Origin of the sequence: Streptomyces virginiae, from assembly GCF_000720455.1 — a bacterium.
Classification (GTDB): Bacteria; Actinomycetota; Actinomycetes; order Streptomycetales; family Streptomycetaceae; genus Streptomyces; species Streptomyces virginiae.
Map to the genome: position 1 here is coordinate 71,944 of NZ_JOAK01000015.1, position 24,208 is coordinate 96,151.

Sequence of the window (24,208 nt, forward strand, 5' to 3'; positions counted from 1 at the left end):
CCCGCGCGCGGACGTGCGCGCCGGGCGAGGAGTCTGTATCCAAGGGCACATGGCCGTGATCGTGGCGCTGGGCGCGTTCCTGATGACCCTGCTGGGCGGTTGGACGGCGCAACGCGTCACCGACCGCCGCCACCTCGTGCTGGGCCTGGCCGGCGGGCTGATGCTCGGCGTCGTCGGCCTGGACCTGCTCCCCGAGGCCCTGCACGCGGCGGGCGACGAGGTGTTCGGCGTCCCGCTCGCCCTGCTGCTCTTCGTGGCCGGCTTCCTCGTCGCCCACGTCGTCGAGCGGCTCCTGGCCGTGCGCCAGGCCGCGCACGGAGCCGAGAACGGCGCCCGCGTCCCGGAGGTCGGGCTCACCGCGGCCGCCGCGATGGTCGGCCACAGCCTCGCCGACGGGGTGGCGCTGGGCGCGGCATTCCAGGTCGGCGGCGGGATGGGCGTGGCCGTGGCGCTGGCCGTCATCACCCACGACTTCGCCGACGGGTTCAACACGTACACGCTCACCAGCCTCTACGGCAACGACCGCCGCAAGGCCCTGATGATGCTGTTCGCGGACGCGGTGGCCCCGGTGGTGGGTGCGGCGTCCACTCTGCTGTTCACCCTTCCGGAGGAACCCCTCGGCGCGTACCTCGGCTTCTTCGGCGGCCTCCTGCTCTACCTGGCCGCCGCCGAGATCCTGCCCGAGGCGCACCACAAGCACCCCGCCCTGTCCACGCTGATGTGCACGGTGGGCGGGGTGGCCGGGATCTGGCTCGTGGTGGGCATCGCGGAGTGAGCCGGCAGGATTCACGGCCGCGCTGCCGCGGCGCCTCGTACGGCCGCCGTCCGCGCGGCCGCGGCCTGCGCGAACCGGCGGGCGACGGACGGCTCCGCCGCCCAGTGAGTGTGCAGATAGCTGGCGTGCACACCCTGCCGGACGAAGCCCTCGACCCGGCGCTCCGGGTGCGTGAACCCCCACGCGGGGGCCGCTCCGGCGCCCGGCTCGATCACCGTCCGGTGGAACTCGTGCCCGCGCAGCCGGGTCCCGGCCGCCGCGAGCGAGCTGTCGGACACGGCCACCGCCTCGCGGTAGCCGAGGGTCAGCCGCTCCGACATCCGCGCGTCCGCGTCAAGCACCCCGCACATGGGCTTGCCGTCCAGCGACCGCGCCAGGTACAGCAGTCCGGCGCACTCGGCCGCCACCGGGCCGCCGGCCGCCGCGAAGGCCGAGACGGCCGCCCGCAGCGGTGCGTTGGCGGACAGCTCGGGCGCGTACACCTCGGGGAACCCGCCGCCGATCACCAGGCCGCCGGTCCCCTCGGGCAGCGCCTCGTCCCGCAGCGGGTCGAAGGTGACGACCTCCGCGCCCGCCGCCTGCAGCAGCTCGGCGTGTTCGGCGTACGAGAACGTGAACGCGGCCCCGCCGGCGACGGCGACGACAGGTCGGTCGTACGGTGCGGCGCCGCTGCCGGGGGGCTGCCCCGGACCCCGCGCCTCGAACGCCGGAGAGGCCGGATCCGGCCGCTGCCGGCTGCCCGACGTGCCGGATTGCCCGGAGCGCACGTCAAGCCCCGCCGGCGACCACGGCTCGCAGGACAGCGGCGGAGCCGTCCGCGCCAGCGCCATCAGCGCGTCCAGGTCGCAGCCCGCCCGGACCTGCTCGGCCAGCGCGGCCACCGCGGCCAGCGCGTCGGCGTGCCGCTCGGCCACCGGCACCAGCCCCAGGTGGCGCGAGGGCGTGGCCACCTGCGGAGCCCGCCGCAGGACGCCGAGCACCGGCATCCCCGCCTCCTCCAGGGCCTCCCGCAGCATCACCTCGTGCCGGTCCGAGCCGACCTTGTTCAGGATCACGCCGCCCAGCCGGACCTGCGGGTCGAAGGAGGCGAAGCCGTGCACCAGCGCCGCCACCGACCGCGACTGCGAGGACGCGTCGACCACCAGCACCACCGGCGCCCGCAGCAGCTTCGCCACCTGCGCCGTCGACGCCAGCTCGCCCCGGCCCGCGGCCCCGTCGTAGAGCCCCATGACGCCCTCGACGACGGCGAGGTCGCACCCGGCCGCCCCGTGCGCGAACAGCGGAGCGATCAGCTCCGGCCCGCACATGAAGGCGTCGAGGTTGCGCCCCGGCCGGCCGGTGGCCAGCGCGTGGTAGCCGGGGTCGATGTAGTCGGGCCCGGCCTTGTGCGGGGACACGGCGAGGCCGCGCTCCGCGAAGGCCGCCATCAGGCCCGTGGCCACGGTGGTCTTGCCGCTGCCCGACGACGGCGCGGCGACGACCAGCCGGGGCATGTCGAACGCAGTCACCACTCGATGCCCTTCTGGCCCTTCTGGCCGGCGTCCATCGGGTGCTTCACCTTGGTCATCTCGGTGACCAGGTCCGCGAACTCCACCAGCTTCTCCGGCGCGTTGCGGCCGGTGATCACCACGTGCTGGGTCCCGGGCCGGCTGCGCAGCACCTCGATGACCTCGTCGACGTCGATCCAGCCCCAGTGCATCGGGTAGGCGAACTCGTCGAGCACGTACAGCTTGTGCGTCTCGGCGGCCAGGTCCCGCTTGACCTGCTCCCAACCCTCCTTGGCCGCCTGCTCGTTGTCGAGCTGCGCGTCCCGCTGGACCCAGGACCAGCCCTCGCCCATCTTGTGCCAGACGACGCTGCCGCCCTCGCCGGAGGCGCCGAGGACCTTGAGCGCGTTCTCCTCGCCGACCTTCCACTTCGCCGACTTGACGAACTGGAACACACCGATCGGCCAGCCCTGGTTCCACGCGCGCAGCGCCAGCCCGAAGGCCGCCGTGGACTTGCCCTTGCCGGGCCCGGTGTGGACGAAGACGAGCGGGCGGTTGCGGCGCTGGCGCGTCGTGAGTCCGTCGTCCGGAACGACGGACGGCTGTCCCTGAGGCATTACGCGGCCCTCCTGGTGATGTGGGAAGCGGGAGTTGTCACTGCGGTACGTACGTCCTTCACGAGCCCGGCCAGCGAGTCGGCCCGCAGCCCGTCGAGGGTGACGGCCGGCCCGCCGAGGTCGGCGGCCAGCGCTCCGGCGAGCCCCAGCCGCACCGGACCCGACTCGCAGTCCACGACCACCGACGCGACCCCCTCGGCGGCCAGCAGCCGGGCACTGCGCGCCGTCAGCTCGCGCGGGTCTCCGCCGACGGCCCCGGCCGAGGTGGCCCGCCCGTCGGTGACCACGACCAGCAGCGGACGGCGGCTCGGATCCCGCAGCCGCTCGATCCGCAGCACCTCGTGGGCCTTGAGCAGCCCGGACCCGAGCGGGGTGCGGCCGCCGGTGGGCAGCTTCTCCAGCCGGGCGGCCGCCGCGTCCACCGAGGAGGTGGGCGGCAGCGCCAGCTGGGCGGCGGCGCCGCGGAAGGTGATCAGGCCGACCTTGTCCCGGCGCTGGTAGGCGTCCAGGAGCAGCGACAGCACGGCGCCCTTGACCGCGCTCATCCGCTGCCGGGCGGCCATGGAGCCGGAGGCGTCGACCACGAAGAGGACGAGGTTGCCCTCACGGCCCTCCCGGGTGGCCTGGCGCAGGTCGTCCTTGCGGATCACCAGGCCGCGCCCGGCGCGGCCGCGCGCCTTCTGGTGCGGGGCGGCCGCGTGCACGGTGGCCGCCAGGTGCAGCTTCGTCAGCTGGCCGCGGGGGCGCTGCGCGCCGGTGGTCCGGCCGTGGGCGGTCCGGGCGCGCGAACGCCGCCCGGCGGCGCCCTCACCCAGCCCGGGGACGCTCAGCATCTTGGTCCGGAACGGCTCGGCCGGCCGTACGGCGGCCTGCTCGGGCCCGCCGTCCTGGGCGGAGGGCTGCCGGGGCGCCTCGGGGGAGTCCGCGGGGGCCTCGGCGGGCTCCGCCGGGGGCTGCTCGTCCTGGGGGCCGCCGCCCTGCGGGGGCACTCCGCCGCCACCGTCGGGGCCGCCGTCGTCGTCCGGCCCCTGCGGGTTCTCGGGACCGCCGTCCGGGCCGGGCTCCGGGTCGGTGCCGGGATCAGGCTCCGGGTCCGGGTCGTTCTCCGGCTCCTCGTCGGGGAACCGGTCGAGGATCTCGTCCAGCTTGTCCTCGTCCAGGCCCGGCGCGTCGAAGGGGTTGCGGCGCCGCCGGTGGGGGAGCGCGAGCAGCGCGGCCTGCCGTACGTCCTCCTTCAGCACCGCCGTGCGCCCCGCCCAGGCGGCCAGCGCGGTAGCGGTCCGCGCCATCACGATGTCGGCCCGCATGCCGTCGACCTCGAAGCCGGCGCAGGTCGCGGCGATCTGCAGCAGCGCGGTGTCCCCGAGGCGGACCTGCGGCAGCAGCGCCCGCGCGGCCACGACCCGGGCGCGGACCTCGCTCTCGTCCCCCGACCAGCGGGCGGCGAAGCCCGCGGGGTCGTCCTCGTAGGACAGCCGGCGGCGGACCACCTCCACCCGCTGGGCGGGCTCGCGGGAGGCGGCGACCTCCACGGTCAGCCCGAAGCGGTCCAGGAGCTGCGGCCGCAGCTCGCCCTCCTCCGGGTTCATGGTGCCGACGAGCAGGAACCGGGCCGCGTGCCGCACGGAGACGCCCTCGCGCTCCACGTACGAGGCGCCCATCGCGGCGGCGTCCAGCAGCAGGTCGATCAGGTGGTCGTGGAGGAGGTTGACCTCGTCGACGTAGAGGATCCCGCGGTGGGCGTCGGCGAGCAGCCCGGGTTCGAAGGCCTTCACGCCCTCGGCGAGGGCCCGTTCGATGTCGAGGGCGCCGACGAGGCGGTCCTCGGAGGCGCCGACGGGCAGCTCCACCATGCGGGCCGGCCGGGCGCCGCCGGGGCCGGCCCCGTGCGGACCGTCGGGGCAGTCCGGGTCCGGCGCGGCGGGCGCGCACGAGAACCGGCAGCCGGGCACGACGTCGACCTGCGGCAGCAGTGCCGACAGCGCGCGCACGGCGGTGGACTTGGCGGTCCCCTTCTCGCCGCGTACGAGCACACCGCCGACCGCCGGGCTCACGGCGTTCAGCAGGAGCGCCAGCCGCAGGTCGGTCTGGCCGACCACCGCGGTGAACGGATAGGGCGTGCTCATGCGTTGCCTCTCTCTGTACGGGTTCGGGTGTGCGTGCGCGGGCTGTTGCCCGTGCCGGTGCGGGGCCGTGGCGGGGGCTGCGCCCCCGGAGCCCCGCGTCTCGAACGCCGGCCGGGCCGAAGGCGCAGGGCCCCGCCGGTCACGGTGCGCCCGGCGGGAGGAACGGGAGTCCGGCCGGGGCCCCGGCCTCGATCAGCTTCAGCAGTGCGTCCGTGTCCGCGTGCTGTTCGATCAGGTCGCCCAGCAGGTCGAGCTGTTCCTCGCGCAGCGTGGCGAACGAGGTGTCGGGGGCCGGGACGAAGCGCCGACCGGCGGCGGCCGCCACCTCCCGCAGGAACGCCCGGCGGAAGCCGTCCGACTCCAGTGAGCCGTGCCAGTGCGTGCCCCACACCGAGCCCACCCGGCAGCCGTCCAGGAACGGCTCCCCGCCCAGGACCTCGGCCACCCCGTGGTGGATCTCGTACCCGTCCACGGGCTCGCCGAGCGCCGTCCCGGACGGCCGGGCCAGGGTCTTCTCGGGCGCGAAGCGCACCCGTACCGGCAGCAGCCCGAGGCCGTCGACCTCGCCCGCCTTCGACTCGACCTCGTCCGAGATCCGCTCGCCCAGCGCCTGGAAACCGCCGCAGATGCCCAGGACCGGCCGGCCCTCGGCGGCCCGACGCGCCAGCGCGTCCGCCAGCCCGCGTTCGCGCAGCCACGCCAGTGCCTTCACCGTGCCGCGGGTGCCCGGTACGACGACCAGGTCCGCGTCGGCCAGTTCCTCGGCGCGGTCCACGAAGCGCACCACGACGCCGGGCTCGGCCGCGAGCGCGTCGACGTCCGTGAAGTTCGACATCAGCGGCACCGCGCACACCGCGACCCGCAGCACGTCCTCACCCACCGGCGGCGCCACCACGGACTCCCGTACGGCGCCCCGCAGGGAGACCCGCAGGCCGTCCTCCTCGTCGATGCCCAGCCCGTGCTGGAACGGCAGCACCCCGTACGTCGCCCGGCCGGTCAGCCCGCGCAGCATCTCCATGCCGGGCTCCAGCAGCGACACGTCGCCGCGGAACTTGTTGACCATGTAGCCGGCGATCAGCTCCTGGTCCTGCGGGGAGAGCAGCGCCGTCGTACCGAAGAAGGACGCGAAGACCCCGCCGCGGTCGATGTCGCCGACCACGACCACCGGGAAGCGCGCGGCCCGGGCGATGCCCATGTTCACGATGTCGGTCCGGCGCAGGTTGATCTCGGCCGGACTCCCCGCCCCCTCGCAGATCACGGCGTCATACGTGCCCCGAAGCTGCTCCAGGCAGTCCGTGACGATGCCGAGCAGCTGCTCCTGGCGCCCGCCATGGTAGCCGCGCGCGCTCATCTCGCCCACGGGCTTGCCCAGCAGCACCACCTGGCTGCTGCGGTCGCTTCCGGGCTTGAGCAGCACCGGGTTCATCAGCGCGGTCGGCTCCACGCGGGCCGCCTGGGCCTGCATCGCCTGGGCGCGCCCGATCTCGGCGCCCTCCCGGGTGACGAAGGAGTTCAGCGACATGTTCTGCGCCTTGAAGGGCGCCACCTTCACGCCCTGGCGGGCCAGCCAGCGGCAGATGCCCGCGGTGACCACGCTCTTGCCCGCGTCCGACGTCGTTCCCGCGACCAGCAGTCCGCCGCCGCGCTTCGTGCCGCTCATGCGCGTCCCCTCCGTACTCGTTCCGCCAGCGTCCGGGCGGCCACGCAGGCGCCCAGGGCCAGCCACGTCACCTGTCGTGACAGCCGTACAGCCCGTTCGATGTCGGCGACCTCCACCGGCCGTCCGGCCCCGCCGTTCAGCACGGCACGGTGCTCGACCCGGCCGCCGTAGGCCAGGGTTCCGCCCAGTCTGACGCCGAGCGCCCCGGCGAAGGAGGCCTCGACGGGACCGGCGTTCGGGCTCGGGTGCGCGGCGGCGTCCGCGCGCCAGGCGCGAACGGCTCCGCGCCGGTCGGGGCCGGCCACCACGGCGGCCAGGGCCGTCAGCCGGGCCCCCGGCCAGCCCGCGAGGTCGTCGAGCCGGGCGGAGGCCCAGCCGTAGCGCAGGTGGCGGGGGGACTTGTGGCCGACCATCGCGTCCAGGGTGTTGACGGCGCGGAACGCCAGCAGTCCGGGGACCCCGGCGACGGCGCCCCACACCAGGGCCCCGACCACGGCGTCGGAGGTGTTCTCGGCGACGGACTCCACGACGGCCCGGGCCATCTGCTGCCCGTCCAGGGAGTGCGGGTCGCGGCCGCACAGGTGAGGCAGCCGCTCGCGGGCCACCTCGACGTCCCCGGCGGCGAGCGCGCCGCCGATGGCACGGGCCTCACGGCCCAGCGAGGTGCCGCCCACGACGGCCCACGTGGCGGCGGCGGTCAGGGCGACACGGGCGGCCGCGGGCCGGGAGCGCAACGCGCGGGCGCCCAGCGCGCCGACGGCGGCCGCGCCCCCGGCGCACACCAGGGTGTGCAGGACGCCCCGGGCGCGGTCGTCACGCCACAGGGAACGCTCGACGGCGGCGGCGGCTCGTCCGAAGGCGGCCACGGGGTGCCCTCGGCGGGGATCACCGAGGATCCGGTCGCCGATCAGGCCCGCCGTGGCGCCGTACGCGAAGACGCGATCGGCACGCATGGTGGAAGGTATGTCCTCACTCAGGGTCCGCGCCCTGGTTCGACGTGTCCGGCGGCGAGAGTTCCTGGCTCCCGGGGCGCACGCGCGGCGTGCGCTCCCCGGTGACAGTGGCGGGACCGCGCCGGAATCGCACCGGACTTCCTCTCCATGCCGCCGTATTGGCTCGGGCAGTCCACCACGCACCCGGAAGGCCCGTCAACTCGCCGTTGACCTGCGGCGCGGCAGGGTCGGGAGATGCGAAAGCTCCCTCCGGGACGAACCCGGAGGGAGCTTTCGCGAGCTTTCACGCCATACCCGCGCCGTGGCGGGGGATCAGGCGACGATCAGGTAGATCCCGTACGACACCGCCGCCGCGACGAGCGCGAAGCAGAGGTACGCGCCGCTGCGGGCCAGGGTGGCGCTGCCGCCCTGCTCGGTCGCGGCCTCGTGCTTGGACAGGCCCACCAGACCCAGGGTGAAGAGGGCCACGAGGGCGACGGTGGCGAAGAGGCTGACGCCGAAAACGGAGCCGAGCGCTTCCCAGTCGATCTTCATACTGCCGATTCCTCTTGTGTCTCTGTCTCGGTCAGACCGTGGCGGCCGGAGCCGCCGGGGTCGTCGCGGCCGGGATGGTGGCCTTGAGGTCCTCGTCCGTGACCGCGGCGGTGGTGCCGGCGGCGGCGACGGTCGGCGGGACGGTGACGGCCGCGATGGCCGTGGTGACGACGCCCGGCGCCTCGGCGTCCGCCTGCTCGACGTCGTTGACGTTGTTGTGGTCGACGACCTGGCGGCGCGAGATGAGCCAGATGGCCAGGCAGGAGCCGACCAGGAAGACGGTGACGGCGGCGATGCCGATGTCACCGGCGCGCATGACCAGCTCGGCACCGGCCGAGACCAGCGCGGCGGCCGGCAGGGTCAGGCCCCAGGCGACGAACATGCGGGTCGCGGTGGACCAGCGGACCACACCGCCCTTGCGGCCCAGGCCCGCACCCATGACCGCACCGGAGCACGAGTGGGTGGTGGAGAGCGAGAAGCCCAGGTTGGAGGAGGCGAGGATGACGGAGGCGGCCGAGGTCTGGGCGGCGAAGCCCTGCTGCGGCTGCAGGTCGGTCAGGCCGCTGCCCATGGTGCGGATGATGCGCCAGCCGCCCAGGTAGGTGCCCATGGCGATGGCCAGACCGGCGGAGACGATGACCCAGACCGGCGGGTTCGCGTCGGGCGCGATCGCGCCGCCGGCGATGAGGGCCAGGGTGATGATGCCCATCGTCTTCTGCGCGTCGTTGGTGCCGTGCGCGAGGGAGACCAGACCGGCGGAGGCGATCTGACCCGCGCGGTAGCCCTTGGTGGCGGTCTTCCCGCCGACCTTGTCACCCAGCTTGTAGGTGACCTTGGCGGCCAGGTACGCGGCGATGCCGGCCACCAGCGGGGCGGCGATCGCGGGGATGAGCACCTTGGTGACGACGACGCTGCCGTTGACCGCGCCGATGCCGGCGGAGGCGACCGCTGCGCCGATCAGGCCGCCCATCAGGGCGTGGGAGGAGCTGGAGGGGAGTCCGACCAACCAGGTGACGAGGTTCCAGAGGATGGCGCCGACCAGCGCGGCGAAGATCACCTCTGGCTGGATGCCTTCCTCGTTGACCAGGCCCTTGGAGATCGTCTTGGCGACCTCCACGGACATGAATGCGCCGACGAGGTTGAGTACGGCGGACATGGCCACCGCGGTCTTGGGCTTGAGGGCGCCGGTCGAGATGGTGGTGGCCATCGCGTTGGCCGTGTCGTGAAAACCGTTCGTGAAGTCGAACACGAGAGCGGTGATGATCACGATCCCGAGGAGAAGCGTTATGTGCTCCATTTACCCAGGCTTCTGTTTGGCGTCAGTGGCTCGGCGAACGTAGGCAACCTGGATGAACGGAAGGTGAACTGGCTCCGGCGGAGCGGTGTACGGGCACGGCGCGCGATCGGGACATTCGTCCTGATTCTTACGTAGATTTCGGCATTAATGCACGTCAAAGCCGGGTGAATGAACCCCTCCGCACGTCCCCGGATGCGCCCCCGGCCACCCCTGCCGCCCCCCGAAAGAGACCCAGATCACTCTCCCCGCGTAGACCCGGAACGGCCCCCTCCAGTGGCCCGCCCGACTCTGCGCGACGACACTGGAACGGTGCGTACCGTTACAGCGGCGGCAGCGGCCGTCACGACGACCCTCATCGGCGCGGGGGTGGCCGCCGTCGCGGCCGGCCGGTACGCCGCCGACGCCGCCCTGCGACCCCGCCCCGGCACGCCGCTACCCGGCGGCGCCCGGCTGAGCGTCCACTCCGCCGGGGACGGCCGGATCGCGCTGACCCGTTCCCTCGCCTCCCTGCGCCCCGGCACGTACGGCCTCGTCGCGCCCGGGGTGCACGCCGTCGTCGGGCCCGTGCTCCCGGACGCCGACCACGGCCCGGACACCGTCGTGCGCAGGCTCCTCTCCGTCACCCACGGCAGGCTCGACCCCGGCACCCGGGTCACCCTCACCTCCCAGGTGCACCTCGGGAACCCGCGCACCGCCCTCGGCCTCGACCACGCCGACGTGGACGTCCCCGGCGAGCTCGGCGCGCTCCCGGCGTGGTTCGTGCCCGCCGCCCGGGACACCTGGGTGATCACCGTCCACGGCCTCGGCACCAGCCGCGAGCACCCGATGGTGGTCATGCCCTTCCTGCACCGCCACCGGCTGCCCGTCCTCGACCTCGGCTACCGCGGCGACCTCGGCGCCCCCGAACCCCTCGACGGCCTCGGCCACCTCGGCGAATCCGAGTGGCGGGACCTGGACGCCGCCGTCCGCTACGCCCTGCGCTACGGAGCCCGGCGCGTGATCCTGCACGGCTGGTCCACCGGCGCCACCATGGCCCTGCGCGCCGTCGAGCGCTCGGCGCTCGCCGACCGGATCGCCGGCCTCGTGCTGGACTCGCCCGTGCTCGACTGGCACACCACCCTGCGCGCGCTCGCCGCGGCGCGCGGCACCCCGGCCCCCGTGCTGCCGCTGGCGGTCCGGGCCGCCGAGGGTCGCGCGGGGCTGCGCGCCGACCGGCTGCCGCCGGGCGCCGACCCCGGGGCGCTGCGGGTCCCCGTACTGATCTTCCACGGGCCGGACGACGTGCTCGCCCCCTGGGAGCCCTCCCGCAGGCTCGCCGCCGCCCGTCCCGACCTGATCACCCTGCACACGGTGCGGGGCGCCGGGCACGGGGCGATGTGGAACGCCGATCCCGCCGGCTACGAGGAAGTCCTGCGCCGCTTCCTCACCCCTCTGATGTGAAGGCCGTGTGACGGACCGGGCCCTGCGGGCGGGTTGTCCCGGTCTGCCCCTCGGGCGAGTGGTGGAAGGAGCCGATTCCGTTTGGGCTTTCGGCCAGTGACGGGCGAGACTGCTTCCGTGACGTCCCGAAAGCCTGATGAGCAGTTGGCTCGCGACTCCAGACTCCGACTCGTCTCCCCGCGCTCCGTCGCCGCGGCGCGCAAGGCGGTGACCGACCGCCGGACCCGCCCCGCCCCGCGGCCCCCGGCGGGCACCCCGGCCACGGCCGACCTCGCGAACCGGGCCCGGGCCTCGCTGGCGGACGCCGTGCGCCTGACCCGCTGGGCCGAGCGCAACCTCGGTGCCGCGGACGGCGGCCGGCCGGCCCCGACGGGAGCCCTGCCCGCCCCCGACGTCGAACGCGCCGCCGACGAGCTGGGCCTGACGCACGGCCAGATCCGCGTCGGCTGGGACCGCGCCCGCCTCGCCGGCCTCGTCGAGGTGCACGGCGGCCACGCCCGCCCCGGCTGGCGGCTGCGCGCCTGGGACCGGGACGACACCGCCGTACTGCGCGGCTGGGTCGCCCTCTTCGACGCCTGGTCGCTGGTCCACCCGGCCCCCGCCGACATCGCCCCCGCGGCCGTCGCCGAGGTCGTCGAGGCCATGCCCCAGCTCCTCTCCCTGCTCCAGCTGTCCGCGGGCCCCGTGAGCGTCCCCGACCTGCTGGACCTGCTCGGGCAGCGCGTCACCGAACTGCGCGACGAGCGCTGCGAGATCCCCTACGAGGCCGAGCCCGCGACGGCGCTGACCTCCGCGGCCGGCGCCGCCGAGGCCCGCCCCGTCCCGCTCGCCCGGCTGCTGCGCTGGGCGCTCGGCGGCCTCGCCGCCGTGGACGCCGTCACCCTCGGACCCGCCCGGGCCACCCTCACCCCGCTCGGCAGCTGGGCCGTCTGGGTCAAGCTGGAGCAGATCTGCGTCGCGGCGCAGAGCCCCGCCGGGAACATCGAGCAGTCCGCCGCCGCCATGCTGCACGGCTGCGCCCGGCTCACCCCCGGACCGGCCCGCGCCGAGTACCGGGCCTGGCTGGCCGCCCGGCCCGTCGGCCACGCCGTGGCCGAACTCATCCAGGCGGCCCGCGGCGAGGACGCCCTGCTGCGCGGCCTGGCCTTCGAGGCGCTGCGCGTGGTCGGGGCCCCCGCGGAGCCCGAGGTGCGCGCCACCGTGCGCGAGCCCGCCCTGCGCCCGTACGCGCTGCTCTGGCTCGCCGAGCACGACGGCATCGACCCCGACGAGGCCCAGGACGTGCTCACCGCCGAGGAGTCGACCTGGCTCTGGGTGGACACCGCCGCCGCCATCGCCGACCACGGCGAGGCCGAGCTGCTGGCCCGCCATCTGGACTCGGCCGTCCGCACCACCGTCCCCAGGCTGCTGGACGAGGTCCGCGCGGTCGGCCATCCGCGCACCGTGCAGGTGCTGGTCGCACTGGCCGCGGCCCACCCGGACCCGGCCCTGGCCAAAGCCGTCCGGCGGGCCGCCTTCCAGGTCCACACCGGCGGCGCTTGACGCGGCGCTACGCGCGTCCGCGCCGCGGGTCCGGCCGGGCCGGGCCGGGTCCGCGGCACGGGACGCGGGCCGGTCTCAGACCTGCGGCGCGTACGTGCCGAAGCTCCAGATGTTGCCCTCGCCGTCCCGGGCCATGTAGTCACGGGAGCCGTAGTCCTGGTCGGTGGGTCCCATGAGGATCTCCACCCCGTGCTCGACGGCCCGCCCGTGGTGGGCGTCCACGTCGTCGACCACGACGTAGACCCCCGAAGGGCCGGCGCCCTCCATGGCCTTGTCGAAGGCCCCGCCCGTGCCCTTGCTGCCCAGCATCACCACGCCGTTGCCGTACGCCAGCTCCGCGTGCACCACCGAGCCGTCGTCCCCCTCGTACACCGCGACCTGGCTGAAGCCGAAGGCCTCGGTCAGCAGCTTGATCGCCGCCTTCGCGTCGCGGTAGACCAGCGTGGGACAGATGGACGGAACGCCTGCCATGACGATCACTCCCTCTCGTGACGGTGACCCGCGTCACACAGCATGGCAGGCGCCGCCGACGGTCAGCGGAAGGTGTTGCACCGGGCCATGTCGCCGGTCCGGTAGCCCTGGTAGAACCACTGCCGGCGCTGCTCGGCCGAGCCGTGCGTCCAGGCCTCCGGCGTCACCCGGCCCTGGAACTTCTCCTGGATGCGGTCGTCGCCGACCGCGGCCGCCGCGTCCAGCCCGTCCTGGATGTCCTCGTCGGTCAGGTTCGTGATCAGGGGACGCCCGGTCGACTCGTCCGGGGTCCGCGTCGCGTTGTGCGCCCACACCCCCGCGTAGCAGTCGGCCTGCAGCTCGACCTTGACCGCGTTGCTGTTCGCGCCCTGCTGTCCGTCCTGGGCCCGCTGGAGGGTGCCCAGCTGGTTCTGGATGTGGTGCCCGTACTCGTGGGCGACGACGTACGCCTGGGCGAAGGGGCCGCCGCTCGCGCCGAACTTCGTCCGCAGCTCGTTGAAGAAGCCCAGGTCCAGATAGACCTGCCGGTCGGCGGGACAGTAGAAGGGGCCGACGGCCGCGGTGGCGGCCCCGCAGGCGGTGTTCACCCGCCCGGTGAAGAAGACCGTCGACGCCGGACCGTACTGGCCCTGGCGCCGCGCGAACTCCTGCCGCCAGAAGTCCTGCGTGCTGTTCACCACGGCGACCAGCCGGCAGTCCTCGCGCGCGTTCGCGTCCTGGCCCGTCCTGCACGCCTGCTGGACCTGGTTGACGGAGGACGCCGCCGGGGCGGGCTCCTCGTCCCCGGAGGACAGCCCCAGCTGCTCCGGCCCCACGCCGAAGAGCAGGCCCATGATGAGCGCGATGATGCCGACGAGGCCGCCGCCGATGGTGGCCCTGCCGCCCGGGATGCGACTGCCACGCACGTCCTTGACCTCGGACGTGTCCAGATCGGCGTTGTCGTCGAACTGCATCCCGCACCGCCCTCCATCCGCCCGGCCGTGAAGCCGGTGCGGCCGCGTGACCGCCCCTGCGGTGAGTATCGACCCATTCGTCACGACCCGCGCCCCGGGGTGACTGGGCCGGACGGGGGACACGGGGGAGCGGACCTCGGCGCCCGGGCGGCCCGGCCGCCGCCCCGGAAACCAGTTGCACACCCCCGGTAGAATGTCTCCCATGGCAAATCTCCTCGCGGATTAGCGGCGTCGAAGCCTCGCGTTCCCGCCCCCTTCCGCCGTCCCCACCCGCCCTGGAGTATTTCCGTGATCACCGCCACCGGCGTAGAGCTGCGCGCCGGCGCCCGCGTCCTCATCGAGTCCGCCTCTTTCCGCATCGCCAAGGGCGACCGCATCGGCCTGGTCGGCCGCAACGGCGCCGGCAAGACCACCCTCACCAAGTGCCTCGCGGGGGAGGGCCAGCCCGCCGGCGGCTCCATCACCCGTTCGGGCGAGGTCGGCTACCTGCCGCAGGACCCGCGCACCGGCGACCTCGACGTCCTGGCCCGCGACCGGATCCTCTCCGCCCGCGGCCTCGACGTCCTCATCAAGAAGATGCGGATGAACGAGGAGCGCATCGCCACCGGCTCCGGCGCCACCCGCGAGAAGGCGCTCAAGCAGTACGAGCGCCAGGAGACCGAGTTCCTCACCAAGGGCGGGTACGCCGCCGAGTCCGAGGCCGCGACGATCTCGGCCGCCCTCAGCCTGCCCGAGCGGGTCCTCGGCCAGCCGCTGCACACCCTCTCCGGCGGTCAGCGCCGCCGCGTCGAGCTGGCCCGGATCCTCTTCTCGGACGCCGACACCCTGCTCCTCGACGAGCCCACGAACCACCTCGACGCCGACTCGATCGTCTGGCTGCGGGACTACCTCAAGAACTACCGCGGCGGCTTCGTCGTCATCTCCCACGACGTCGACCTCGTCGAGACCGTCGTGAACAAGGTGTTCTACCTGGACGCCAACCGCGCCCAGATCGACGTCTACAACATGGGCTGGAAGCTCTACCAGCAGCAGCGCGAGGCCGACGAGAAGCGCCGCAAGCGCGAGCGCCAGAACGCCGAGAAGAAGGCCGCGGCCCTGAACTCGCAGGCCGACAAGATGCGCGCCAAGGCCACCAAGACGGTCGCCGCGCAGAACATGGCCAAGCGGGCCGAGCGCCTGCTGTCCGGCCTGGAGGCCGTCCGCGTCTCCGACAAGGTCGCCAAGCTGCGCTTCCCGGACCCGGCGCCCTGCGGCAAGACCCCGCTGACCGCCGAGGGCCTGTCGAAGTCGTACGGCTCCCTGGAGATCTTCACCGACGTCGACCTGGCCATCGACAAGGGCTCCCGCGTCGTCATCCTCGGCCTCAACGGCGCCGGCAAGACCACCCTGCCGCCTGCTGTCGGGCACGGAGAAACCCGACACCGGCACGGTCGTCCCCGGCCACGGCCTCAAGCTCGGCTACTACGCCCAGGAGCACGAGACCCTGGACCCGGAGCGCACGGTCCTGGAGAACATGCGCTCCTCCGCGCCCGACCTGGACCTGGTCGCCGTGCGCAAGACGCTCGGCTCCTTCCTCTTCTCCGGCGACGACGTCGACAAGCCCGCGGGCGTGCTCTCCGGCGGCGAGAAGACCCGTCTGGCCCTGGCCACGCTGGTCGTCTCCTCGGCGAACGTGCTGCTCCTCGACGAGCCCACGAACAACCTCGACCCGGCCAGCCGCGAGGAGATCCTGGGCGCGCTGCGCACGTACAAGGGCGCCGTCATCCTCGTCACGCACGACGAGGGCGCCGTCGAGGCCCTCGAACCGGAGCGGATCATCCTGCTGCCCGACGGTGTCGAGGACCTGTGGGGACCGGACTACCGGGACCTGGTGGCCCTCGCCTGACCGTCGCCCCGGCCGTGCCGGGGCGGTGCCGGGATGGCGTCCCGGCACTGATCCAGTTCCTTATGGATCATTCGGCTCAGGGGTGATCCATCATCTGAGTGAGACGGTCTCGTACCGTTGCGCGTCGTACGACGGCCCCGGCCGCACCAGCGAAGGTGCGCGACCGGGGCCGTCGGTTTTTCCCGGTCCGGCCCCTGACCTGGAGATTTCTGGGGCAGTCGGCGAAGTGTGACGGAAGTCATGCGGCGGAAGGGGAGATTCCGTTCTGCTCGGGTGTCCACGGCTCGGGAAATGCCGCCGTACCGACCTTGCTGAATGGGTGGCCAGGAAGCCGGGGAGGGGTGATCATGAGAAGTCCAGAGCGCACTTCCCACGAGGAGGCACGGGTGGCCGAGACTCTGAAGAAGGGCAGCCGGGTTACCGGCGCCGCGCGCGACAAGCTCGCGGCAGACCTGAAGAAGAAGTACGACTCCGGTGCGAGTATCCGGGCGCTGGCCGAAGAGACCGGCCGGTCCTACGGATTCGTCCACCGGATGCTCAGTGAGTCCGGGGTTTCGCTGCGCGGCCGCGGTGGCGCGACGCGCGGCAAGAAGGCGGCTACGGCCTGACCCCGGGTCCATCGGTTCCAACGCTCCAACGGCTCCAAGGCTCACATGATCCGACGTTCCCTCCGGTGACCCCCGGTCGGCCTCCCGGCCGACTGGGTGGTTACTGTGCAGTCACTTAGGCCGAGCTTGCGGCCGACTGCACACCGGAGGCATACAGATGGCTCTGCTCGACAAGGACGGCGTACGACTCACCGTCGACGACACGGTCGCCACGGTGACACTGACCAATCCGGCCAAGCGAAATGCCCAATCCCCCGCGCTCTGGCGGGCTTTGGCCGAGGCGGGAAGGTCGTTGCCGGGCACCGTCCGGGTCGTCGTGCTGCGCGGCGAGGGCAAGTCCTTCTCCGCCGGGCTCGACCGGCAGGCGTTCACCCCCGAAGGCTTCGAGGGCGAGCCGTCCTTCCTCGATCTGGCGCGCGGTTCGGACGAACTGCTCGACGCCACGATCTCCGAGTACCAGGAGGCATTCACCTCGTGGAGGCGTAACGACATCATCTCCGTCGCCGCCGTGCAGGGGCACGCGATCGGCGCCGGTTTCCAGCTCGCACTCGCGTGCGACCTGCGCGTTGTCGCCGACGACGTGCAGTTCGCCATGCGCGAGACGAGCCTGGGACTGGTCCCCGACCTGGCCGGCACCCAGCCGCTGGCCTCCCTGGTCGGCTACGCCCGCGCGCTGGAGATCTGCGCGACGGGCCGCTTCGTGCACGCCGAGGAGGCGGAGCGGGTCGGCCTCGCCAACCTGGTCGTCCCGGCGGACGAGCTCGACGCCGCGGTCCAGGACCTGACCACGGCCCTGCTGGCCCCGCCGCGGGACGCCGTGATCGAGACGAAGACCCTGCTTCGCTCCGCGCAGGCCCGCCCCTACGACGACCAGCGCGCCGCCGAGCGCGCGGCCCAGGCCCGTCGCCTGCGGGACCTGGCGGGCCTTTCGGACTGACCCCCACTCCTACCGCGGAGGCGAGAAGGCGCCCCGGGACCACGCCGACCGGCGTAGCCCTGGGGCGCCTTCTCGCCTCCGCGCGCCTAACGTGGTGCGGAGTGAGTCCGTATACGTGAAGGGACACGCGATGACCGACACCGCATCAGGGGGCTCCCACAAGGCACCCGGCGACCGGGGGCGCACGACCATCGCGGACGGGGTGGTCGAGAAGATCGCCGGCCTCGCCGCCCGTGAAGTGGTCGGCGTGCACGCCCTGGGCAGTGGCCTCTCGCGTACGTTCGGCGCCGTCCGCGACCGGGTTCCCGGCGGCGGGAAAGCCGCGGTCAGCCGCGGGGTCAAGGCGGAGGTCGGCGAGGTCCAGACCGCCCTCGATCTGGAGATCGTCGTCGACTACGGCGTGTCGATCCGTGACGTGGCACGGGCGGTCCGTGAGAACGTCGTCTCCGCGGTCGAGCGCATGACCGGCCTGGAGGTCGTCGAGGTCAACATCGCCGTGAGTGACGTCAAGCTGCCCGACGAGCCCGACGAGGAGCCGGAGTCCCGACTCCAGTAGCCGAAAGGAGCCCGTACATGAGCATGGCGGTCGCCGGCATGTTGGCCGGCATGGCCCTGGGGTTCGCCGGCTATTTCGGCGGTTTCGGCGCCTTCCTGCTGGTCGCTGCCCTCGGAGCCGTCGGCTTCGTCGCCGGTCGCTTCCTCGACGGGGATCTGGATCCCGGGGACCTGTTCCGCCGCCGCGACGACCGGCGGGGGTGAGCGGCTGTGAGCAGCCTGCCGCAGGCCACCCCGCCGGGCCCGGCCGCGCCGCACACCGGCGCACGCGCCACCCCGGCCGCGGTGGCCGCCGGCGATCGCGGGGCCACCCGGATCGCCGACCGGGTCGTCGCCAAGATCGCCGCACAGGCCGCCCGGGAGGCGCTCGCCGGCACCTCCGGCGCGCCCCCGCACGCCACCGTCACCGTGCACCACGACATCGCACGGGTCCGGGTGAGCCTGGAACTCGACTACCCGTCCGACCTCGCCGCCCAGTGCGCCGCCGTTCGCAGCAGCGTCGTACGCCGCGTCGAGGAGTGCGCGAACATGTCCGTCCCCGAGGTGGACGTCGACATCGAGCACCTGCACTCGATCCACACCCGGACCGGCTCCGGGCGGGACCGGCGGCTGCGGTGACGGCACGGCGCTTCCGCTCCGCCCGCCGCATCCCCGCGGCCCTCGTCGCCCTGCTCGTGCTCGCCGTGGCCGGCCTGTTCCTCTACGACCTGGCCGCCGTGCGGGCCGACCGCCCCGCCATGGCCTGGCGCCGCGAACTCGCCCACCGGCTGGAGGTCCACACCCCGGCCGACCCGGGGGTGCAACTGGCCGGCGTGGCCCTGGCCCTGGCCGGGGTGGTGCTCCTGCTGCTGGCCTTCACCCCCGGGATCCGCAGCATCCTGATGATGAGGAGCCCCGGCCAGGACGCCGGCCAGGACACCGGCCAGGACAGCGGCCATGAGGCCGGCCAGGACGCCGTCGAGGCGTCCCGCCCCCCGCTGCGGGCCGGGATCGGCCGCAAGGACGCCGCCCAGGTGCTGCGAGACCGGGCCATGGAAGTGCCCGGGGTACGGTCCGCCCGGGTCCGGATGGGCCGCTCCCGCGTCCGGGTGCGGGCCACGTCCCACTTCCGCGAACTGGACGAGGTACGCGCCGACCTGGACGCGGTGATCGCCGTCGGCATCGAGGAACTGGGCCTCGTGCACCCGCCGCGGCCCCGCCTACGGGTCAGGAGGCGAGCGGATTGATCGGGACCGTGAACCGGATCCTGCTGGCGGTGGCCGGCGCGGTACTGCTGGCGGCCGGGGTCGTCCTGCTGACGGCCGTACGGCCGCTGGGCGGTCGGGCCGCGCCCCTGCTGAGCGCCGCCGACCGGCGCCGGTACCTGCACGCCGACGGCTGGTGGTGGTGGGTGCTGATCGCCGCGCTCGTCGTGTGCCTGCTGCTGGCCCTGTGGTGGCTGCTGTCCCAGCTGAAACGCGCACGGCTGCGGACGGTCGCCGTGGACACCGGGGACGGAGCCTTCGCCGTGCTGCGCGGCCGCGCCCTGGCGGACGCCGTCGCCGCCGAGGCCGGCGCCCTGGACGGGGTCGCCGGCTGCCGGGTCGTCCTGCACGGCAGGCGCGGCTCTCCCGCCCTGCGGGTGGCGGTGGAGCTGGAGCCCCACGCCGTCCCGGCCGACACGCTGGCCGGTCTGGCGGGGCCGGTCCTGACCCACGCCCGGACCTCCGCGGGCCTTGCCCACCTGCCGGCGGAGGCCCGCTTCAAGGTCACCTCCCACCGGGCCCGCCGCGTCAGCTGACGGCCGCCGCGGCAGCCGCCCGGCGGACGGCTGCCGCGACGTGGGGTCAGAAGCCGTGCCGGGAGCCGCCGTCGACCGGGAGCATCACGCCCGTCAGGTACGAGGCGGCAGGCGAGAGCAGGAACGCCGCCGCGCGGCCGAACTCCTCCGGAGAGCCGTACCGGCGCAGCGGGATGCGGGACTCGTTGCCCGCGCGGGCCGTCCCGGCGTCCCCGGACAGGGCGTCCAGCTCCCGTACCCGGTCGGTGTCGATACGGGCCGGAAGCAGGCCGACGACGCGGATCCCGCGCGGACCGAGCTCCACCGAGAGGGACTTCGCGAAGCCGGCCAGGCCCGGACGCAGGCCGTTGGAGATGGTGAGGCCCGGGATCGGCTCGTGGACCGAGCCGGACAGGACGAAGCCGATGACGCCGCCCTCGCCCAGCACCGCGGCGGCCGCCCGGGCCAGGCGCACCGCGCCGAGGAAGACCGACTCGAAGGCGGCCGACCACTGCTCGTCGGTGCTGTCGACGGCGAAGCCGGGGACGGGGCCGCCGACGCTGATGAGGATGCCGTCGAAGCGGCCGAAGCGCTCGCGCGCGGTGGCGATGAGCCGGCCGGCCGCCGCCGGGTCGGCGTTGTCCGCTGCCGCACCCACGGCGTTGGGGCCCAGTGCGGCCGCCGCTTCGGCCGTCCGCTTCTCGTCGCGGCCCGTCACGACGACCTTCGCGCCGTCGGCGATCAGTTCCCGGGCGGAGGCGAAACCGAGGCCGCGGCTGGCCCCGGTGACGATGTAGACACGGTCCTTCAGTCCAAGATCCATGCCCGACACGCTACGCCGTCGCGGGCTCCTGTTCGATGGCTTCGGCCCGGGCCGCCGCCTCCTCGCGGTCGCGCTTCTCGCGCCGGACGAGGACCAGCCAGCCCACCGGCACCGCCGAGGCGAACAGCCACCACTGGACCGCGTAGGCCATGTGGGCGCCGATCGAGTCGTGGTCGGGGTCGGTGACGGTCTCGGGACCGCCGTCGCCCGGATCCGGATCGGTCAGCTCCAGGTAGCCGCCGAGGACCGGCCGGCCCAGGTACTCCGCCTGCTGACCGCTGTTGATCAGCATCACCTGACGGTCGGGCAGGCCCTTGCGGTCCTTGATGCCGCTGCCGCCGCTCGTCTCGTCGGCCTTCAGCCGCCCGGTGACGGTGACCTCGCCCGCGGGCGCGGCCGGCACCGGCGGATAGGCGCGCGGGTCGTCGCCGCCCGGCACCCAGCCGCGGTCGACCAGGACCACCCGGCCGTCGCCGAGGACGAGCGGGGTCAGGACGTGGAAGCCGACCTTGTCGTCGTTCGAGGTGCGCATCCGTACGACGACCTCGTGCGCGGAGTCGTACGTGCCCGTCGCGGTGACCGCGCGCCAGAAGTCGGCGCGGGGGACCTTGTGGCCGGGGGAGGTGACCTCGGTCATGGGGACGGGCTTCGCCCGCAGGTTCGCCTCGATCAGCTGGTTCTGCGCGACCCGGTGCACATGGCGGTGGTACTGCCAGAACCCCAGCTTGATCATCACGGGGATGAGGACGAGGGCGACGAGGGTGAGGCACACCCACTGCCGGGTCAGCACAAAGCGGTACACGCCCACGACGGTACCCCGGCCGACGAGGACCCCGGCGGCCGGGTGGCCCTCCGGGGTCGCGGGAAGGAGAAGGAGCGGCGGTCAGACGTGGTCGACGATGCCCACCTTCCCTTCCGCGCGGGCGCAGTGCCCGCCGCAGAACCACTGGCCCTCGACCTCGACGCCCTGTCCGATGATCTGGACCCGGCAGTGCTCGCAGATGGGCGCCATGCGGTGGATGGCGCACGAGAAGCAGTCGAAGACGTGCACCGCGCCCTGCGCGTGCACCTCGAAGGACATGCCGTAGTCGTTTCCGCAGACCTCACAACGTGCCATGCGCCGCATGCTGCGCACGGCGGAGCGACGGAACAAGATCCACCCTGGTGAGTCGTCGCGCGGACACCCGCCCGGCTCAACGGGCGGCGGCCGGGCCGCTCACTCCCCGGCCGGGGCCACGTCCCGCAGCAGCTGCGTGAAGGCCGCCTCGTCGACGACGGGGGTGCCGAAGGACTTCGCCTTGACCGTCTTGGAGGTCGCCGAGTCGGGGTCGTTCGTCACCAGGAGGCTGGTGAGCCGCGACACGCTCGTCGCGACGTGCAGGCCCGCCTCGACCGCCCGGTCCTCCAGCAGCTCCCGCTCCACCGAGGTGTCGCCGGAGAACGCGATCCGCATGCCCTGCTTCAGCGGCTTGCCGTCCTCGAACCGCCCCGGGTTGGGGTGCGGGCACGGCGGCCGCTTGCGCGAGGGCCGCCAGCTGCCGCCCCGGTACGACGCCTGGTGGCCCACGCGCGGGGTGGCGGCGGAGTCCGACCACTCCGTCAGCGGCCGGCATTCCAGCAGCGGCAGCCGTACGCCGCCCTGCGCCGCCGCGTGCAGCGACGGACGGAAGGCCTCCGCGAGCACGCGGGCGTCGTCGAGGGCGTGGTGGGCGCGCTGCTGGACCACACCGAAGTGCGCGGCGAGCGACTCCAGCTTGTGATTGGGCAGCGGGAGGTTCAGCTCCTTCGACAGGGCGATGGTGCACAGCCGCTGACGGACCGGCGCGGTCGTCTCGGCGCGCGCGTACTCCCGGGCGATCATCTGCCAGTCGAAGATGGCGTTGTGTGCGACCAGCACGCGGTCCGCGAGCCTGCCGGCGAACTCCTCGGCGATGTCCTTGAAGAGCGGCGCACCGGCGAGCACGTCACTGGTCAGGCCGTGGATCCACACCGGCCCCGGGTCCCGCTGCGGGTTGACCAGCGTGTACCAGTGGTCCTCCACGTTGCCCTGTGCGTCGAGCCGGTAGACGGCGGCGGAGACTATCCGGTCGTCGCGAGCGAGCCCGGTGGTCTCCACGTCGACGACCGCGTACCCCTGTGGGTACGCGGTCGGCCATGTCGTCTCTGCGGTCGTACGGTCGTCGAGCATGGTCACAGAGGATATCGGCACGCACTGACACCGCCGCCCCACCCTGGGTCAGCCCGGGGCCCGCGGCGCCGTCGCCAGCAGGGCCGTCACCAGGGCGCGTACGGACAGCAGGAAGAGCCGCTCCGGGTCGGCGGGCCGGGCCAGCGCGCGGGCGAGCGCCGGGTCGTGGGGGGCCGCGGCCGGGTCCCACAGCTCGCTCTCGGCCGGGGACTGGGCGGGGGAGCGCTCGCGGTTGCGCTCGACGAGCAGGAACCCGACGATCTGGAACTGCACCGCCCGCACCGCGTCGGCCGCCCGGGCACCGCGCAGGCCCGCGGCGTGCACCTCGTGGACGAGCGCCTGCTGCGCCGGAAGGAACATCCGCTCCGTGAGACCGCGTTCGTGGACCATCGCGATCAGGTGCGGGCGCTCGCGCAGCTCGCGGCGCAGGATCCGGGCGACCGACAGGATCCGCTCGGCCGGGGAACGTCCGGCGGGCCGGATCGCGCCCATCTCCTGCACGGTCCGCTCCACGAGGGCGTCCAGCAGCGACTCGCGGTTGCCGACGTGCCAGTAGATCGACGTCACCGCGGTGCCCAGCTCGGCGGCGAGCCCCCGCATCGTCAGGGCGGCCGGGCCGCGCTGCTTGACCAGGGACGCGGCGGCGTCCAGGACCTCGTCGCGGGTCAGCGAGGATCTGGCCATGTCAGCGGTCCACCGATCTGTTGATGCGTCAGTTCTGGTGCCTGCAGGGGTCTTTACCCTTCATCGGCGGCGGTGTAACTGTGTTACAGACCCGAACCGAGAGGTGGTGCGAGACATGGCACGCGTACGGTACGGAGCGCGGACCGAGGCCGAGATCGCCGCGTCGCGCGAGAAGAGCTCCAAGCTCCCCGACATCTGGTCCACCGGTGTGGTGGCCGTCTGGGAGACCGATCCGGACGTGGTCGCCGCGGTCCTCCCGCCCCCGCTCAAGCCGGCCGACCGGCCCCTCGTACGGGCGAACATCAGCAAGGTCGACCTGCCCGGCTACCCGCTCGGCGCCGGCTCGGTGGCCGTCGCCGCCCAGCACGACGGCGTGGCGGGCTGGTACCCGCTGGTCATGCCGATGACCCACGAACGCGCCCTGACCGGCGGCCGCGAGGTCTTCGGCGAACCGAAGAAGCTGGGCGAGGTCACCGTCGAGCGCGACGGCCTCGTCGTCCGGGCCGTCCTCGCCCGCCACGGCATCGCCTTCGTCGAGGTGCGCGGCGCCGTGGACCGCCCGCTCCCGCTGCCCGAGCCCACCCAGAAGACCGACTTCTACTTCAAGTTCCTGCCCGCCGTAGGCGGTTCGGGCTTCGACGCGGACCCGGTCCTCGTGCACTGCGTCCGCAACGAGAAGGTCCGCAAGCTGGATCACGTCACCGGCGACGTCGTCCTGCGCGAGTCCATGTTCGATCCCGTGGCCGACCTCCCCGTCCGCCGGATCGTGGAGATCACCATCGGCGAGAAGACCACCGACCAGAAGGGCCGCGTCGTCGAACGGGTCAGTGCCCGGGCCCTCCTCCCGTACATCCACCAGCGCTACGACGACCCGATGCAGATCCTCGACGGACCCCCCGAAGGGAGCCTGTGAG

The 24,208-nt window shown here is 73.8% G+C and carries 25 protein-coding genes, 1 pseudogene and 1 riboswitch; of the genes and pseudogenes, 12 read left to right on the forward strand and 14 right to left on the reverse strand.

What is annotated here, in order from left to right; genetic code table 11:
* Positions 1-49 precede the first annotated feature (49 nt).
* Positions 50-775 (forward strand): ZIP family metal transporter, encoded by a 726-nt coding sequence (locus IG86_RS0122035; RefSeq protein WP_030662887.1) that lies wholly within the window; start codon positions 50-52, stop codon positions 773-775.
* An 11-nt stretch (positions 776-786) separates the two neighbouring features.
* On the opposite strand, the gene IG86_RS0122040 is transcribed toward IG86_RS0122035, so the two are convergent.
* The 7 genes from IG86_RS0122040 to IG86_RS0122070 form a co-directional block, all read right to left on the reverse strand.
* A complete protein-coding gene (locus tag IG86_RS0122040; protein WP_051785328.1) occupies positions 787-2,268 on the reverse strand; it encodes a cobyrinic acid a,c-diamide synthase CobB in 1,482 nt (493 codons plus the stop codon).
* An 11-nt stretch (positions 2,269-2,279) separates the two neighbouring features.
* Entirely contained in the window at positions 2,280-2,879 is a 600-nt protein-coding gene (gene cobO / locus IG86_RS0122045) for a cob(I)yrinic acid a,c-diamide adenosyltransferase (protein ID WP_030829610.1), read from the reverse strand.
* Complete coding sequence (locus IG86_RS0122050) at positions 2,879-5,005, reverse strand: putative cobaltochelatase (protein ID WP_051785324.1); 2,127 nt, start codon at positions 5,003-5,005, stop codon at positions 2,879-2,881. Before IG86_RS0122050 ends, cobO begins: the two co-directional genes overlap by 1 nt.
* A 139-nt stretch (positions 5,006-5,144) precedes the next feature.
* Entirely contained in the window at positions 5,145-6,665 is a 1,521-nt protein-coding gene (locus IG86_RS0122055) for a cobyric acid synthase (RefSeq protein ID WP_030829607.1), read from the reverse strand.
* Positions 6,662-7,618, reverse strand: a complete 957-nt coding sequence (locus tag IG86_RS0122060; RefSeq protein WP_030829605.1) for a cobalamin biosynthesis protein — start codon at positions 7,616-7,618, stop codon at positions 6,662-6,664. The genes IG86_RS0122055 and IG86_RS0122060 overlap by 4 nt, the downstream gene beginning before the upstream one ends.
* 58 nt (positions 7,619-7,676) lie before the next feature.
* A riboswitch (cobalamin riboswitch) is annotated at positions 7,677-7,762 on the reverse strand.
* Positions 7,763-7,930: 168 nt separating this feature from the next.
* Complete coding sequence (locus IG86_RS0122065; protein ID WP_030898931.1) at positions 7,931-8,152, reverse strand: hypothetical protein; 222 nt, start codon at positions 8,150-8,152, stop codon at positions 7,931-7,933.
* Between the two features lie 31 nt (positions 8,153-8,183).
* Positions 8,184-9,449 (reverse strand): inorganic phosphate transporter, encoded by a 1,266-nt coding sequence (locus tag IG86_RS0122070; protein WP_030662907.1) that lies wholly within the window; start codon positions 9,447-9,449, stop codon positions 8,184-8,186.
* 309 nt (positions 9,450-9,758) lie between these two features.
* Here IG86_RS0122070 and IG86_RS0122075 point away from each other — a divergent pair, with 309 nt between their 5' ends.
* Together IG86_RS0122075 and IG86_RS0122080 are read left to right on the forward strand one after the other, a co-directional pair.
* Positions 9,759-10,889: an alpha/beta hydrolase gene (locus tag IG86_RS0122075; RefSeq protein WP_030829599.1), complete on the forward strand. Its 1,131-nt coding sequence runs from the start codon at positions 9,759-9,761 to the stop codon at positions 10,887-10,889.
* 117 nt (positions 10,890-11,006) lie between these two features.
* Entirely contained in the window at positions 11,007-12,431 is a 1,425-nt protein-coding gene (locus tag IG86_RS0122080) for a hypothetical protein (protein WP_078848130.1), read from the forward strand.
* Between the two features lie 75 nt (positions 12,432-12,506).
* On the opposite strand, the gene IG86_RS0122085 is transcribed toward IG86_RS0122080, so the two are convergent.
* Together IG86_RS0122085 and ypfJ are read right to left on the reverse strand one after the other, a co-directional pair.
* On the reverse strand, positions 12,507-12,902 hold the full coding sequence (locus IG86_RS0122085) for a VOC family protein (RefSeq protein WP_030829593.1): 396 nt from the start codon (positions 12,900-12,902) through the stop codon (positions 12,507-12,509).
* Between the two features lie 62 nt (positions 12,903-12,964).
* Complete coding sequence (gene ypfJ / locus IG86_RS0122090) at positions 12,965-13,855, reverse strand: KPN_02809 family neutral zinc metallopeptidase (protein ID WP_030829590.1); 891 nt, start codon at positions 13,853-13,855, stop codon at positions 12,965-12,967.
* A 288-nt stretch (positions 13,856-14,143) separates the two neighbouring features.
* Between ypfJ and IG86_RS38950 the strand changes: the two are divergent.
* The 8 genes and pseudogenes from IG86_RS38950 (at position 14,144) to amaP (ending at position 19,620) form a co-directional block, all read left to right on the forward strand.
* Positions 14,144-15,740, forward strand: a pseudogene (locus IG86_RS38950) (ABC-F family ATP-binding cassette domain-containing protein).
* A gap of 386 nt (positions 15,741-16,126) precedes the next feature.
* On the forward strand, positions 16,127-16,348 hold the full coding sequence (locus IG86_RS0122100; RefSeq protein ID WP_030010789.1) for a helix-turn-helix domain-containing protein: 222 nt from the start codon (positions 16,127-16,129) through the stop codon (positions 16,346-16,348).
* A gap of 157 nt (positions 16,349-16,505) precedes the next feature.
* Positions 16,506-17,285, forward strand: coding sequence for an enoyl-CoA hydratase/isomerase family protein (locus IG86_RS0122105; RefSeq protein ID WP_030898937.1), 780 nt, complete (start codon positions 16,506-16,508; stop codon positions 17,283-17,285).
* 130 nt (positions 17,286-17,415) lie between these two features.
* Entirely contained in the window at positions 17,416-17,841 is a 426-nt protein-coding gene (locus IG86_RS0122110; RefSeq protein ID WP_030829581.1) for an Asp23/Gls24 family envelope stress response protein, read from the forward strand.
* 17 nt (positions 17,842-17,858) lie between these two features.
* Positions 17,859-18,044 carry a hypothetical protein gene (locus IG86_RS0122115; protein ID WP_030829578.1) on the forward strand — a complete coding sequence of 62 codons (186 nt, stop codon included), beginning with the start codon at positions 17,859-17,861 and terminating at the stop codon, positions 18,042-18,044.
* A gap of 15 nt (positions 18,045-18,059) precedes the next feature.
* A complete protein-coding gene (locus IG86_RS0122120) occupies positions 18,060-18,458 on the forward strand; it encodes an Asp23/Gls24 family envelope stress response protein (RefSeq protein WP_420894110.1) in 399 nt (132 codons plus the stop codon).
* A complete protein-coding gene (locus IG86_RS0122125) occupies positions 18,455-19,066 on the forward strand; it encodes a DUF6286 domain-containing protein (RefSeq protein WP_107056266.1) in 612 nt (203 codons plus the stop codon). Before IG86_RS0122120 ends, IG86_RS0122125 begins: the two co-directional genes overlap by 4 nt.
* On the forward strand, positions 19,063-19,620 hold the full coding sequence (gene amaP / locus IG86_RS0122130) for an alkaline shock response membrane anchor protein AmaP (protein WP_030898948.1): 558 nt from the start codon (positions 19,063-19,065) through the stop codon (positions 19,618-19,620). The genes IG86_RS0122125 and amaP overlap by 4 nt, the downstream gene beginning before the upstream one ends.
* 46 nt (positions 19,621-19,666) lie before the next feature.
* On the opposite strand, the gene IG86_RS0122135 is transcribed toward amaP, so the two are convergent.
* The 5 genes from IG86_RS0122135 to IG86_RS0122155 all read right to left on the reverse strand — a co-directional run bounded on the left by IG86_RS0122135 (position 19,667) and on the right by IG86_RS0122155 (position 23,294).
* The gene (locus IG86_RS0122135; protein WP_030829569.1) at positions 19,667-20,422 is read right to left on the reverse strand and encodes an SDR family oxidoreductase; all 756 of its coding nucleotides are present in this window, start codon (positions 20,420-20,422) and stop codon (positions 19,667-19,669) included.
* Between the two features lie 10 nt (positions 20,423-20,432).
* On the reverse strand, positions 20,433-21,224 hold the full coding sequence (locus IG86_RS0122140; protein ID WP_030829568.1) for an SURF1 family cytochrome oxidase biogenesis protein: 792 nt from the start codon (positions 21,222-21,224) through the stop codon (positions 20,433-20,435).
* Positions 21,225-21,305: 81 nt separating this feature from the next.
* Positions 21,306-21,539 (reverse strand): hypothetical protein, encoded by a 234-nt coding sequence (locus IG86_RS0122145; RefSeq protein ID WP_075972011.1) that lies wholly within the window; start codon positions 21,537-21,539, stop codon positions 21,306-21,308.
* A gap of 99 nt (positions 21,540-21,638) precedes the next feature.
* Entirely contained in the window at positions 21,639-22,610 is a 972-nt protein-coding gene (locus IG86_RS0122150; RefSeq protein WP_030829567.1) for a DEDDh family exonuclease, read from the reverse strand.
* A 48-nt stretch (positions 22,611-22,658) separates the two neighbouring features.
* A complete protein-coding gene (locus tag IG86_RS0122155; RefSeq protein WP_030829566.1) occupies positions 22,659-23,294 on the reverse strand; it encodes a TetR/AcrR family transcriptional regulator in 636 nt (211 codons plus the stop codon).
* Between the two features lie 115 nt (positions 23,295-23,409).
* On the opposite strand from IG86_RS0122155, the gene IG86_RS0122160 reads away from it, so the two are divergent.
* Positions 23,410-24,207: an acetoacetate decarboxylase family protein gene (locus IG86_RS0122160; protein WP_030898953.1), complete on the forward strand. Its 798-nt coding sequence runs from the start codon at positions 23,410-23,412 to the stop codon at positions 24,205-24,207.
* The last annotated feature ends 1 nt before the right edge of the window (position 24,208 follow it).

Excerpts from the sequence above, each read along its gene's own strand:
- IG86_RS0122060 (WP_030829605.1), bottom strand. The coding sequence starts at position 7,618 with ATGCGTGCCGATCGCGTCTTCGCGTACGGCGCCACGGCGGGCCTGATC.
- IG86_RS0122110 (WP_030829581.1), top strand. The coding sequence starts at position 17,416 with ATGACCGACACCGCATCAGGGGGCTCCCACAAGGCACCCGGCGACCGG.
- IG86_RS0122055 (WP_030829607.1), bottom strand. The coding sequence starts at position 6,665 with ATGAGCGGCACGAAGCGCGGCGGCGGACTGCTGGTCGCGGGAACGACG.
- ypfJ (WP_030829590.1), bottom strand. The coding sequence starts at position 13,855 with ATGCAGTTCGACGACAACGCCGATCTGGACACGTCCGAGGTCAAGGAC.
- IG86_RS0122085 (WP_030829593.1), bottom strand. The coding sequence starts at position 12,902 with ATGGCAGGCGTTCCGTCCATCTGTCCCACGCTGGTCTACCGCGACGCG.
- IG86_RS0122135 (WP_030829569.1), bottom strand. The coding sequence starts at position 20,422 with ATGGATCTTGGACTGAAGGACCGTGTCTACATCGTCACCGGGGCCAGC.
- IG86_RS0122150 (WP_030829567.1), bottom strand. The coding sequence starts at position 22,610 with ATGCTCGACGACCGTACGACCGCAGAGACGACATGGCCGACCGCGTAC.
- IG86_RS0122160 (WP_030898953.1), top strand. The coding sequence starts at position 23,410 with ATGGCACGCGTACGGTACGGAGCGCGGACCGAGGCCGAGATCGCCGCG.
- IG86_RS0122040 (WP_051785328.1), bottom strand. The coding sequence starts at position 2,268 with ATGCCCCGGCTGGTCGTCGCCGCGCCGTCGTCGGGCAGCGGCAAGACC.
- IG86_RS0122115 (WP_030829578.1), top strand. The coding sequence starts at position 17,859 with ATGAGCATGGCGGTCGCCGGCATGTTGGCCGGCATGGCCCTGGGGTTC.
- IG86_RS0122070 (WP_030662907.1), bottom strand. The coding sequence starts at position 9,449 with ATGGAGCACATAACGCTTCTCCTCGGGATCGTGATCATCACCGCTCTC.
- IG86_RS0122065 (WP_030898931.1), bottom strand. The coding sequence starts at position 8,152 with ATGAAGATCGACTGGGAAGCGCTCGGCTCCGTTTTCGGCGTCAGCCTC.
- IG86_RS0122105 (WP_030898937.1), top strand. The coding sequence starts at position 16,506 with ATGGCTCTGCTCGACAAGGACGGCGTACGACTCACCGTCGACGACACG.
- IG86_RS0122155 (WP_030829566.1), bottom strand. The coding sequence starts at position 23,294 with ATGGCCAGATCCTCGCTGACCCGCGACGAGGTCCTGGACGCCGCCGCG.
- cobO (WP_030829610.1), bottom strand. The coding sequence starts at position 2,879 with ATGCCTCAGGGACAGCCGTCCGTCGTTCCGGACGACGGACTCACGACG.
- IG86_RS0122035 (WP_030662887.1), top strand. The coding sequence starts at position 50 with ATGGCCGTGATCGTGGCGCTGGGCGCGTTCCTGATGACCCTGCTGGGC.
- IG86_RS0122145 (WP_075972011.1), bottom strand. The coding sequence starts at position 21,539 with ATGGCACGTTGTGAGGTCTGCGGAAACGACTACGGCATGTCCTTCGAG.
- IG86_RS0122050 (WP_051785324.1), bottom strand. The coding sequence starts at position 5,005 with ATGAGCACGCCCTATCCGTTCACCGCGGTGGTCGGCCAGACCGACCTG.